11 protein-coding genes are annotated in these 13,249 nt (G+C 37.9%); all 11 read left to right on the top strand.

Going from position 1 to position 13,249, the window contains the following annotated elements:
- The first annotated feature begins 57 nt into the window (after window positions 1-57).
- The 11 genes from JOC48_RS04175 to JOC48_RS04125 all read left to right on the top strand — a co-directional run bounded on the left by JOC48_RS04175 (window position 58) and on the right by JOC48_RS04125 (window position 13,237).
- Complete coding sequence (locus tag JOC48_RS04175) at window positions 58-1,134, top strand: glycoside hydrolase family 172 protein (RefSeq protein WP_204497793.1); 1,077 nt, start codon at window positions 58-60, stop codon at window positions 1,132-1,134.
- Between the two features lie 76 nt (window positions 1,135-1,210).
- On the top strand, window positions 1,211-1,606 hold the full coding sequence (locus JOC48_RS04170) for a sulfatase-like hydrolase/transferase (RefSeq protein WP_239584183.1): 396 nt from the start codon (window positions 1,211-1,213) through the stop codon (window positions 1,604-1,606).
- A 160-nt stretch (window positions 1,607-1,766) separates the two neighbouring features.
- Window positions 1,767-3,806, top strand: a complete 2,040-nt coding sequence (locus JOC48_RS04165; RefSeq protein WP_204497792.1) for a glutaminase family protein — start codon at window positions 1,767-1,769, stop codon at window positions 3,804-3,806.
- 388 nt (window positions 3,807-4,194) lie between these two features.
- Window positions 4,195-5,181 carry a C-terminal binding protein gene (locus JOC48_RS04160; RefSeq protein WP_204497791.1) on the top strand — a complete coding sequence of 329 codons (987 nt, stop codon included), beginning with the start codon at window positions 4,195-4,197 and terminating at the stop codon, window positions 5,179-5,181.
- Between the two features lie 303 nt (window positions 5,182-5,484).
- Entirely contained in the window at window positions 5,485-6,648 is a 1,164-nt protein-coding gene (locus JOC48_RS04155) for an oligogalacturonate lyase family protein (protein WP_204497790.1), read from the top strand.
- Between the two features lie 117 nt (window positions 6,649-6,765).
- Entirely contained in the window at window positions 6,766-7,602 is an 837-nt protein-coding gene (locus JOC48_RS04150; protein ID WP_204497789.1) for a sugar phosphate isomerase/epimerase family protein, read from the top strand.
- A 32-nt stretch (window positions 7,603-7,634) separates the two neighbouring features.
- On the top strand, window positions 7,635-8,621 hold the full coding sequence (locus JOC48_RS04145) for a Gfo/Idh/MocA family protein (RefSeq protein ID WP_204497788.1): 987 nt from the start codon (window positions 7,635-7,637) through the stop codon (window positions 8,619-8,621).
- A 326-nt stretch (window positions 8,622-8,947) separates the two neighbouring features.
- Entirely contained in the window at window positions 8,948-9,646 is a 699-nt protein-coding gene (locus JOC48_RS04140) for a FadR/GntR family transcriptional regulator (protein ID WP_239584182.1), read from the top strand.
- Window positions 9,647-9,714: 68 nt separating this feature from the next.
- Window positions 9,715-11,289, top strand: coding sequence for an ABC transporter substrate-binding protein (locus JOC48_RS04135; protein WP_204497786.1), 1,575 nt, complete (start codon window positions 9,715-9,717; stop codon window positions 11,287-11,289).
- A 101-nt stretch (window positions 11,290-11,390) separates the two neighbouring features.
- The gene (locus JOC48_RS04130) at window positions 11,391-12,347 is read left to right on the top strand and encodes an ABC transporter permease subunit (protein WP_204497785.1); all 957 of its coding nucleotides are present in this window, start codon (window positions 11,391-11,393) and stop codon (window positions 12,345-12,347) included.
- Window positions 12,347-13,237 (top strand): ABC transporter permease, encoded by an 891-nt coding sequence (locus JOC48_RS04125; protein ID WP_204497784.1) that lies wholly within the window; start codon window positions 12,347-12,349, stop codon window positions 13,235-13,237. The genes JOC48_RS04130 and JOC48_RS04125 overlap by 1 nt, the downstream gene beginning before the upstream one ends.
- Window positions 13,238-13,249 lie beyond the last annotated feature (12 nt).

Genomic DNA, 13,249 nt, shown 5'->3' with positions numbered 1-13,249 from the left:
TCAATTCATTGTTCTGATGGGAGGGTATGAAATTGTGATACAGGGAGGAGTAAGCAAATGAATAACAATTTTTATGGTATTGGAAATTTATCCCGAATTGTTAATGCAGAAACAAGATCGATCAGTGCAGAAAATTTTACCGGAGAAAAGGGGAAAGGAGGAATGGCTACTACAGGTACAGGTGAGTGGCAAGCTAGGCGTTTGGGTCAAGGATGGAAGGTGTCACCTTCAATAAAAATTCAACCAAAAACCACGGTTAAGTTAGCGGATATTAATGGTCCAGGAATGATCAATCATATCTGGATGACGTGCTTTCCAGATTATTGGCGACATTTAATTATCAGAGCTTATTGGGATAACGAAAAAGAGCCATCAATTGAAGTACCATTTGGTGATTTCTTTTGTAATGGCTGGGGTGAGAGAAGCAATGTCAATTCGTTGCCAGTAGCAGTTAATCCAGCAGGTGGGATGAATTGTTATTGGGAGATGCCTTTCCAAAAACAAGCGGTTATTACAATTGAAAACCTTAGTGATAGGGAAGCTGTTTTATACTATCAAATAGATTACGCACTAATGGAAGTTCCAAGTGATGTTGCTTATCTACATGCTCAATGGAGAAGAAGTAATCCGGTGAAATATTTGGAAAACCATACTCTATTAGACAATGTTTTCGGTACAGGACATTATGTCGGGACATATCTTGCTTGGGGTGTAAACAACAATGGATGGTGGGGAGAAGGAGAGTTTAAGTTTTATATAGATGGTGATGAAAAATTCCCTACTATATGTGGTACAGGTACAGAAGATTATTTTGGAGGAGCATGGAATTTTGAACAACCTAAAGGTGAGTATGGTGTTTATTCCACTTCGTTTTTAGGTTTACATCAAGTAATCATACCGGATGGCCTTTATAAGAGTCAGCAAAGGTTTGGTATGTACAGGTGGCATGTAATGGATCCAATTCGGTTTAAGAAAGACTTAAAAGTAACGATTCAGCCGTTAGGTTGGAGAGTAGAGGGAGATACGTATTTACCACTTCAGGATGATATAGCTTCCGTATCATTTTGGTATCAGAAAGAGCCGCATGGTCCTTTCCCTGACTTTCCTGAAAGAGATAAATTAGATGTTATTTAAAAGGTATTGAGTAACAAAAATTTAAGTCTTTTATAATAAGAGTTATTTCTACGCTAATAAGATAGGAGGGGTGCAAATGAAACAAAAGAACCCAAACATTTTATTGATACTAGCAGATGACTTAGGTTTTTCGGATTTAGGAAGTTTTGGGGGCGAGATTAACACACCAAATCTAGATCAGCTTGCTAATGATGGATTACGATTTACACAATACTATAATTCTGCACGTTGCTGTCCAAGCAGAGCTTCCTTGTTAAGTGGATTATATCCGCATCAAGCTGATGTAGGGGAAATGACAGCAGACCTTGAAACCCCTGGATACCGTGGTTATCTGAAAGATCAGTGTGTCACACTTGCTGAAGTATTGAAGGAAGATGGATATCATACTTATTTATCGGGGAAATGGCATGTTGGGGAAAAGGGACCAATAGAACGTGGATTTGATGAATTTTATGGCATATTAGGCGGCTGAACGAACGGATGTTTATCCTCGTAAGATAAAAAGTAATTAATCATGTCATAGACATTGTAGGTTTTGATATAAGGAGGAATCTATTAGAATGAGGAACTGATCCCTCCTTATATTAATAGTAAAAAACTACTTAAATAATTCTCAAGAGAGGAGAACAAAAATGAGTACTAATTTACGACCACCTGCTGTACCACTAGTCACCGTGGATCCTTATTTTAATATTTGGTCGAAAAGTGATCATCTATATGACAGTGAGACAACTCATTGGACTGGTCATACACACGGTATGGTGGGGTTAGTAGTTATCGATGGAACTGTTTGGCGGTTTATGGGGGGGAAAGATCGTCGTAGTGATTACAAATCTTTAGATGCACCAGCTTTAGAACAAACGAACTTAGTAGTAAAACCGTTGTCTAGTATTTATACATTTGAGGGTGCTGGAATAACTCTAACGGTCAATTTTACAACTCCGCTTCTACTTGATGATCTTGATGTTATGTCAAGACCAGTAACTTATGTGACGATAAATGTTGTCTCAAATGATGGCAAATTGCATAATGTACAAATTTATTATGATATTACTGGAGAATTAGCAGTTGATGTTCCCATTCAGGAAGTAGTTGCCTCTCGAAAAAAGCTGAATGACGGGAGTGAAATGCTTCAAATTGGAACAGAAAAGCAAGATGTACTCAAACGTAGAGGGGATAATATTCGAATTGACTGGGGATATGCTTGCTTAGTCACTCCTGTTTCAACAGCTGCTAATACCGTTATTGGTTCAGACAAGATCCGCGATCAATTTTTGGAAAGTAAAAAACTACCAAAAAAAGATGACTCAAAATTCCCACGATCCTTAGAAGACGAGTTACCTGTACTGGCTAGTGTAATAGACTATGGTTCTGTTAATGGAGAAGAAAAATCTCATCATTTAGTATTGGCTTATGATGACAAAATTTCAGTCGAATATTTCCGTAAACAATTACCTGGTTATTGGGCGAGAGAAGGAAAAACTTTTGAAGAAATGTTACTTACATCGATATCGGAATATTCACAAATAATGGAGAAATGTAATCAATATAATGAACAGTTGGTGAATGATGCCAAAAAATCCGGTGGAGATAAGTACGCGGATATTTTAGCATTAGCCTACCGACAAGCAATTGCAGCACATAAATTAGTTGCTGATGAAAATGGAGATGCATTGTTTTTCTCAAAGGAAAATTTCAGTAATGGATGTATGGCAACAGTAGACGTCAGCTACCCATCCATTCCATTGTTCCTAATGGAGAACCATGAGTTAGTAAAAGGAATGTTAAGGCCTGTCTTCCATTATGCAGCATCAGATGATTGGCCGTATGATTTCGCGCCGCATGATGTGGGCAGGTATCCAAAAGCTAACGGTCAGGCTTATGGCATGGCTATGGAAAGACAAATGCCAATTGAGGAATGCGGGAATATGTTGATTATGACAGCCGCAGTTTGCATCGTTGACGGAAAAGCTAATTTTGCAAAAGAGCATCTTGATTTATTGGCTCAATGGGCTGATTATTTAATCCAAAACGGGATGGATCCGGGAAATCAGTTGTGTACAGATGATTTTGGTGGGCATCTTGCTCATAATGCCAATTTATCGATTAAAGCAATTATTGGTATTGCAAGTTATGGAAAACTTTCCTTAATGCTAGGTAATGAAGAAGCAGGTAAGAAATATTTAGAAACAGCAAAACAAATGGCTTCTCGATGGGAAGAGATGGCTCGTGAAGAGGATCATTATAGATTGGCATTCGATTCGCCGGATACATGGAGTTTAAAATACAATTTGGTTTGGGATGAACTTTTTGATCTGCATCTATTTGACCCTCAAATTAAGAAAAAGGAAGTTGCTTATTATATACAGAAAAGTAATCAGTATGGAACTCCGCTAGATAATCGAAAGACGTATACGAAAGCTGATTGGCTCGTATGGGCAGCTACGTTAGCAGGTACGAAAGCAGACTTTGAAAAATTAGTTAATCCGTTGTGGGATTTTCTAAATGAAACATCATCACGTGTTCCATTTACTGATTGGTACTACACTATCGATGGGAAACTATCAGGTTTTGTCAACCGTTCTGTCGTTGGAGGCTTATTTATTAAACTGTTAGCTGAACGCGTGAAAAGTGACAAGTGGGAGTCTAACTCATCAAGTGTTGAAGTTTAACCACCTGCATAGTTAAGTACAATTTAAAAGAAACAGTCCGACTTTTTGTCGAGATTAACGTCGTACAGTTAACCTAAAGACACTGTGTTGAAAGATTCAGTGTCTCTTTTTATTAGGAATATTTGAACTTCCTTTTTAAAGCCTGGTTATCCTTTAGGCTAAGGTTTGTATTTTCTATTTTAGTTTGTAATGGTTCTGTTCTAAGAGCAACAGGATTTACAACAGCAACCATAGTCAGAAATAATACAAAAACCGTTAATATTATTCCTTTTAAAACCGAGATAAATTCTATCATTTGTTATACAATGGAATGTAAGCGGATTCTAATGAGGATCTTAGCCAGCCAAACGAACCAGCAGAAATTGTTTAGATAGGAAAGGGGATTTGGATGAACAAGTTCAAGGTTTATGTAACGGATTGGGAATATAAAGATTTAAGCTACGAAAAGAAAGTATTAACTGACGACAACATAGAATTTATACCGACGCAATGCCGAACGGAAGAAGAGGTTATTAGCGCTTGTAAGGATGCCGATGCCCTTATTAATCAATATGCTCCAATTAGTAGAAAGGTAATAGAAGCAATGCCTTATTTGAAGGTTATTTCAAGATATGGCGTCGGTGTTAATACTATCGATTTGGACGCTGCAACAGAAAAGGGGATTAGTGTCGCAAATGTTCCAGATTATTGTATGGATGAAGTTTCTGATCATGCCTTAGCTTTAATCATGGGTTGTACGAGAAAGGTTGTACTTTTAAATAACCAAGTAAAACAGAAGAACTGGGATTTTAAAGTTAGTAAGCCAATTTTTCGTTTGCGAGATCGTACAGTCGGATTAGTAGGGTATGGTAAAATCCCACAAGCTTTGGCAAAAAAAGTGAAAGCATTAGGTATGAATGTTATTGCGTTTGACCCGTACTTCCCTCCATCCATTGCAGAGGCACAAGGCGTTAAACTCGTCTCGTTGGAACAATTATGTGAACAATCCGATATTATTTCCGTACATGCTCCATTAACGAAAGGTACGGAAGGTATGATTGGAGAAGCGGAATTTAAGCTAATGAACCAAGAAACAGTCATCATTAATACTTCAAGAGGGCCTGTTATTGATGAAAAGGCAATGATTAATGCTTTACAAGATGGATTAATTGCGGCTGCTGGACTTGATGTTTTGGAGACAGAACCAATAGATCCGTCAAACCCATTACTAACGATGGATAATGTGATTTTAACCCCTCATGTCGCATGGTATTCAGAAGAATCAGAGGAGGAAATGCGGACAAAAGTAGCCAAGAATGTCACCCAAGTACTGCTCAATGAAGAATATCCTCCGTATCTCGTGAATAAAGAAGTAAAGGAACAAAAACAAACTTAATTTACCTTAATAGATACCATGCATAACGAACATTTGAATCAGTTTTTCCAACGTGTTCTTCAATAAGGGATTTTTAGATAAATCAGCCAAAAAGAATAGCCCATCTCCAACTTAAGACGTATGACAGATGTTTACAAAATTGGTATAACTATTGATGTAGATAAGCAAACAAGTAGCATACTTATTTGCCAGTATTAAACGCATGGGCTATTGGACGAACGACCTCCCCAAGGTATTTGTCAATCCCATGCGTTTTTTCTATTTTATAGGATGGTTGAGGTGAAGAGGTTGGGGGAAAAAACAATGGTAAGGCCAGAATTAGTGACAAATTTAACTGCAGACGATCAGCTTCTATATTTTACATCAACTAGTCTATTAAAAAAGGAAGAAAAACTTATTTTCATTCGTACCCAAAATGGTAATCCAAATCTTTTTTCGAGAGATTTGATTTCTGGTCATGAACGGCAACTAACCCATAACAAAGATGGATACTTGAAATCTTACGTCTATTTTGACGGGCATGAGAACACAGGATTTGGTAAAGCAAGTGTTAGTTTAGACCCAGAGAGAGGAATCGTTTATTACATTCAAGGCAGTAAAATTTGCTCAGTAGATCAGTCTGGTAAAGGAAAAACATTAAATACAATACCAACTGATCAAGTTACTGCGTTTACTCATGTCAGTGCAGATGGTTCAAAGTTATGTGTACCAACAACGGATGCCAGAGCACTTGACTATGATTTTCTCAAAAATGGAAGACCTGTTTATGACATTGATCGAAGGGTACGTGAAGAAAAGTTAAACTCATATTTGCGGATTTATTGTACGGATACGGGGGAAGAAATCATAACCGAAAAGGTACCGGAAGCTTGGATTACACATGTCCAATTTAGTCCAATAGATTCCAACAAAATTCTCTATAATCATGAATGGCCATCAGATTGTGGTATTCGAAGAGTATGGCTATGGAATGGTCAACAACATCTACAGCTCAGAACAGAAAGTGAGGAGAGAACCAGGGACGACTGGACGTGTCATGAAATGTGGCAAAGCGATGGAAAGAGTGTTATTTACCATGGCTCCTATAATGATTCGGGTATTTGCTATATTGGTAGGGTTGATGTGGAGAGTGGGGATATCGTAGAGGTTTCCCTTCCTGAAAGTTATAAGAAGTACGGTCATTTCACAGTTGCTAACACGCAAAACGATTTACTAGTTTCGGATGGATATTTTCACACAAATGCAGAGCAAGATAATAACAACCACGGTGGAGCTTGGATTAGCACGCAAAGTGTTGACTGGAAAAACAAAAAGATTGAATGGGTACCGCTATGTAAACACGGATCAAACTGGGATTCTCAGGATAGCCATCCCCACCCAATCTATGATCATGATGATTCATATATTTATTTTACATCTAATAAAGAAGGATTACGTGGAATCTATCGTGTTAAAGCAAATACGTAAGCTTGTATGAGCAACGAAAGAAACGTTGATTGATTATGTGAGCAATGAAAACTGTTGCTATATAAGTTCGTGTTCAAAAAGGAAAGGTATGAAAATAATCGAAAAGGGTGAGAAGCAATGAAATTATCTTTTACTACGTTAGGTTGTCCGAACTGGGACCTTGATACGATTCTTTCAAAAGCCGTGGCGTATGGATACGATGCCGTTGATTTTCGTGGTTATTTAGGGGAAATGGACATTTTTAAATTACCGGAATTTTCATCAGATTTAGAAAAAACGAAGCAAAAGTTTAAGGAAGCTTCATTGAAAGTATCTTGTTTTTCGAGTTCTGTACGCCTGTTTACGAATACAGATCAGGAACTGCGTAATCATTTAGAGGAGCTCGAGCAATATGGCCAGTTATGCAAAGCTTTTCATACTCCTTATATTCGTGTTTTCGGTGGAAAGATTGGCGATTCAAGTCGGGAAGCTGCATTGGAGACAGTTACGAACAATTTACATCAAATGCTTCCGATTGCAGAGACATATGATGTTGTCCTGCTTTTAGAGACGCATGATGACTGGACAAATTGTGAGTATGTCGAAGCTGTTCTGAATCATGTTGATTCTAGTCACCTCCAAGTGTTGTGGGATGTCCATCACCCGTATCGAACAGTTGGAGAAAATCCGGAATTAACGTGGGAAACGTTAGGCGAGAAAATTACATACACACATTGGAAGGATTCATACGTAAAAGAAAATACACCAAGAGGCTATCAGCTTTGTTTATTAGGTAAAGGGGATATTCCACTGCAACAAATTTATGATCTATTACAAGAAAAGGGCTATGATGGCTACTATACGCTTGAATGGGAAAAGGTTTGGTGCCCTGAGATAGAAGAACCTGAGGTAGCATTTGAGCAATATGTGAATTATATGAAACAACTTGCTAAAAAGCATGAAATAACAAAGTAAGGCTTTTTTCACTGATGAGGAGGGACAAATGGATGGAAAAATTAAATGTAATTCAAGTTGGTGTTGGTGGCTTCGGTTTATCATGGCTGGAAATATTAAGGGATTTTGATCAAATTGACCTAGTTGGAGTTGTCGATTTAGATGAAAAAAATTTAGAGAAGGCAAGTGAACGTTTAGTGTCTTCCTCTGTTTCTTTTTATCAAAATCATTTGCAAGCGTTTAGAGAATTGGAAGCGGATATAGCGGTTATCGTTACACCGCCACAAACCCATAAAAAATTAGCGATAGATGCACTAGAAGCAGGGATGTATGTGTTTATGGAAAAACCGATTACACAGGAATACAAGGATGCTGTTGCTTTATTAGAGATTTCAAGAAGCTATGAGAAATTTGTGATGATTAGTCAAAATTACCGCTGGAGACCAGAAATAGAAGCTATTCGACAAGCGGTTCAAAACGGAGAAATAGGTACTGTGGAATATGGGGAATGGAATTTTAGGAGAGCTACTAAGTTTGGTGGCTGGCGTGATCAGTATAATGAGATTTTAATTGAAGATATGAGCATTCATCACTTTGATATGCTCCGGCATATTTTAAGGAAAGACCCGACTTCTATTTATGCGAAGAGTATGCGACCTTCCTGGAGCTGGTTTGGTGGAAATCCCGTTGCAAGTGCCATCATTACTTTTGACGACGATGTATTTATTAACTATTTTGGAAGCTGGGTAACCCAAGGCAAGGAAACCTCTTGGAATGGAGAAGTACGTCTTGTTGGTAGTAAGGGAATGATTGAGTTAAGTGATGATCTCCCAACGATAACAGTAGGCGGCGAAGCCCCAGAACGATTAGAGTTGCCAGACATGCCATTTACAGATCGTGAATATTCAATCTATGAATTGGTGCAGGCAATACGCGAGAACCGTAAACCAATTACTAGTATTGAAGATAATATCAAAAGCTTTTCAATGGTTGGTACAGCTCTAGAATCCATTGAACAAGGAAAAGAACTACGTTTTTGAACAGATGCTGTAGAAAGGGGTCTGACCCCTTTTTCCACATTATTCCATAAAACTTTGCTTTATTTTGCAAATTTTTATTCATTTTGAAAAAATTTAATAAATGTGTAAATTGGTAGAACGTTGACATGGAAGGGGTCAACGTTTTTTTAGTATAAAAATTGACGAAAAAAAGTGTTAAAAAATCTTACAAAATTCACACAATTTAAAATATTTGTGATATATTATTATACATATCAGACAGGTAGGACAAGGAGGGTGAGAAAAGCATTTTTATACTTACACATCAGACAGGTATGACAACAGTTAATGATAATTAGGTGATAATGATGGCGAAAAAAGTGAGTACGATTGTAACAGAGTACATTGTGAAGGAAATCAAGCAAGGAAAATACCAGCTAGGAGACAAATTACCTTCCGAACGTGAGCTAATGGAATTTTTAAATGTCGGAAGATCATCTGTAAGAGAGGCGCTTAGCACGTTAGTTGACATGGATGTGCTGGAAAAAAGAATGGGAATTGGTGTTTTTGTAAAAAAGATCGAATTAAATCACTTGGTTGATTCCTATGTTGTTTCAGCTTTATTAGATACAGAGGTTTCTAGGGATTTACTAGAATTCCGTTTACTGCTTGAAGTAGAGATGGCTGGAAGAGCAGCGACAATGGCAAAGGATAAGGATTTGGAAATGATGGAAGAGGCATTAACGTTACACGTTGATGCGATAGAATCAAACAAGCCTACCCTAGAGTCTGATGAAAAGTTTCATAAATCCATCGCATTGGCTACAGGGAATAGTGTTTTGTTAAAGGTTTATAACTTCATTTCTGATCTAATTAACTCTTTTAAACAAGATTTATTAAAGGTAGAAAGCAAGCATAGTAGCTTGCACTATCATCAAAGAATTTATCAAGCGATCAGAAGTGGCGATGAGGCAATTGCCAGAGAAGCAATGCGAGAACATATATTAGACGTTACCGAAAGATTTGAAAAGATGAATCTTTTCAAACAGGATACAACAAATAGCTAATTGGTGATAAGGAAGTGAAAAACTTCTTTTCATATATTTATAAAAAAAAAACAGGGGGCTAAAATTTTATGCGTAAACTATTTTTATTTGCATTGCTATTAGCATTTTCCTTCCTAATGGTAGCTTGTTCGTCAGCGAGCAGTTCAACTGATGGGAATGATGCTAGCGAAGGAGATTCCGACAATCAATCAGAAGACAGTAGTAGTTCAAATAGCGAATCCAAAGATACATTGGTGATTGGCTTAGATGATGACCCACCACAGTTGGACCCGCATCGTTCGTCTGCAGCTGTTGACCGACAAACGTTCCAAAGCTTGTACAACAAATTAATTGATATTAATGAAAATTTAGAATTAGAGCCTGAATTAGCAACGGATTGGAACATCTCTGATGATGGCTTAACGTACACGCTAACGTTACAAGAAGGAGTAACGTTCCATGATGGCACAGATTTCAATGCAGAAGCCGTTAAATTTAACTTTGAAAGAATGCTAGATCCTGATTTTGCTTCACCTCGTGCATCAGAAGTGAATTTGATTGAAGAAGTGAATGTACTTGGTGACTATGAAGTGGAAATCGTATTATCCGAGCCGTTTGCTCCATTCTTGTCTGTACTTACAGATAGAGCAGGTATGATGGTTTCACCGACTGCAGTGGAAGAGCTTGGTGATGATTTCGCAAACCAGCCAGTTGGTACTGGACCTTACGAGTTTGTGGAGCGTGTAGCACAAAGTAAAATTGAATTAACCCGTTATGAAGGTTACTGGAGAGAAAAGCCTGCAATTGCAAATGTGGAAATTCGTCCATTCCCAGATGCTAACGTCCGAGTTACAAACCTAGTTTCTGGTGAGTTAGATTTATTAAATAAAATTGCATTTAAAGATATTGAAAAATTAAAAGAAGATCCAAGCATTACGTTGTTAGAAAAAGACGCACTTGGTTATCAAGGAATTCACTTGAATACCGAAGTAGAACCATTTACAAACAAGAATATTCGCCAAGCTATTAATCTAGCTATTGATCGTGAAGCAATTACACGAGTGGTGTTCCACGGTGGTGCCGTACCAGCAGTTAGTGCATTCGCACCATCTAGTTGGGCAGCACCAGACTTTGAACAGCCAAACGCTGATGTAGAAGCAGCAAAGGCTTTAGTTGAAGAATCTGGTTTAACTGATGTAAGTTTCACATTAAAAATTAATCCGAAGCCAGAAGAAGAGCAAATGGCTCAAATGATGCAGGCTATGCTAAGCGAAGTTGGTATTACAATGGAAATCGAAATGGTTGAATTCGGTACGATGTTAGACCAATTAAGTACTGGTGATTTCGAAGCAGTCCGACTAGGCTGGAGCGGTCGTACTGATCCAGATGGTAATGCTTATCGATTCTTCTATACGGATGCTCCAAATAACTATACGAATTATTCCAATCCTGAAGTAGATGGATTGTTAGATGAAGCTCGTACGGTTAGTGTTCAAGAAGAACGTAAAGCAATGTATGACCAATTATCAGAAATCCTATGGGATGATGCGCCATACATCTTCTTGTATCACGAGCGTGATTACAAAGCGATGAAAAATTATGTAAAAGGCTTTGAGCATGTAGCTGACACAATGGTAAGAACTGAATCTGTTTACTTTGAGTAAATCTTGACAATTGGATGTCCTTGCAGGCTTTCCCGTAATTTTTTCAAAAAGGGAAGCCTTATGGACATCCTCTCTATATTTTAAGCAACGGGGGTGTAGAAGTGGTCTCATTTATACTTCGAAGACTTGGCTTGATGATTGTTATCTTGTTTTTAGTAAGTATTATCATATTTTCTTTGGTAAATGTTTTACCTGGTGATCCGGCATTACTCGTTTTAGGACAGGAAGCGACACCAGACCAAATAGAAGCATTGCGTGATGAAATGGGATTAAATGACCCATTAATAGTACAGTATTTCAATTGGGTAGTGGATGTTTTACAAGGTGATTTTGGTAATTCCATTCGAGATAACACAGCTGTAACAACCATTTTAATGCAAAAAATACCAGTTACATTGGAACTAACTGTATTATCATTTTTCTTTGCTATATTAATAGCTATTCCTGCTGGGATTATTAGCGCGAGCCGTAAAGGTACAGCTTGGGATTACTCCAGTACTTTATTTGCACTTTCAGGTGTATCAGTACCACCGTTTTTCTTAGGAATTTTATTCATTTTCATATTTGCAGTGACTTTAGGTTGGCTGCCACCGTCAGGTTATGTTCCACTAACGGAAGATTTTGGTCGAAGTTTACTGTTAATGTTAATGCCTGCACTAACGATTGGTATCCGTTTATCCGCGGAATTAACTCGGATGCTTCGTTCTAGCTTACTAGAGGTGCTTCAATCGGATTATATACGGACAGGATATGCCAAAGGGCTGTTAGAAAAAAGTGTCGTTTTCGGCCATGCTTTAAGAAATGCATTAATTCCAGTTATTACAGTAAGTGGATTACAAATGGCTACATTTCTTGGAGGGGCTGTTATTACTGAAACCATTTTCTCTGTACCAGGATTAGGACAACTCGTTGTCACATCAATCCTTACTCGCGATTTTCCTGTTGTACAAGGTGCAGTAATGTTTATGGCTTTTGCCGTTATTCTCATTAACTTTTTTGTAGATATTCTTTATAGTGTATTAGATCCACGTATTAAACTATCAGGAGGGACGAAATAATGGAACAAGCAACAGAAGCAAATGTTAAACAAAAAATTCCTAACCCTCGAGTGGAAATGTTTAAAGCAATGATGGGACGTTTTTTTCAAAACAAATTAGCTGTCCTTGGTGGTTTTTTTACCTTTTTATTAATCTTTATGGCTATCTTTGCCAGTGTCATCGTTCCACATGATCCTATTGAACAAAATTATTCTGAGATTATGATGAGTCCCAGCGCAGACCATTGGTTTGGAACAGATGAAATCGGTCGAGATATCTTTAGTCGAGTTATTTATGGAGCACAGGTTTCTTTACAAGCTGGTTTGATTTCCGTTGGTATTGCGTTAGCAGTTGGGGTACCAATTGGTTTAATTTCAGGATATTATCGAGGCTTTTGGGATGAATTTGTTATTATGCGATTCACCGATGCTATGCTTTCCTTCCCTCCATTAGTATTAGCATTGGCTCTTGCGGCAGTATTGGGAGCTGGATTGGAGAACGCAATGATTGCGATTGGAATTGTATTGACTCCAAACTTTATTCGGCTAATTCGAGCAGAAGTAATTGCTCACCGTGAAAGAGAATATGTTGAAGCAGGTAAAGCCTCCGGGTTAAGAGACTGGAGAATTATTTTAATTCATATCTTGCCAAACACATTGGCGCCAATTATGGTACAGGCAACACTTGCGATTGCATCTGCGATAATTTCTGAAGCATCCTTGAGTTATCTTGGTCTCGGAACACAACCGCCTGATCCTAGTTGGGGAGCAATGTTAGCCGATGGACAAGGTTATTTAAGTGATGCACCATGGATTGCACTATTTCCAGGAATATTTATTTTTATCACTGTGTTATCTATTAATCTATTTGGTGATGGAATTAGAGATATGCTTGATCCGAAACTTAAATAATCATACAACCAT

It is taken from the genome of Aquibacillus albus (assembly GCF_016908325.1).
Taxonomy (GTDB): domain Bacteria; phylum Bacillota; class Bacilli; order Bacillales; family Amphibacillaceae; genus Aquibacillus_A; species Aquibacillus_A albus.
Note: the sequence above shows the minus strand (reverse complement) of the source record. Positions and strands in the feature narration are given on the sequence as shown.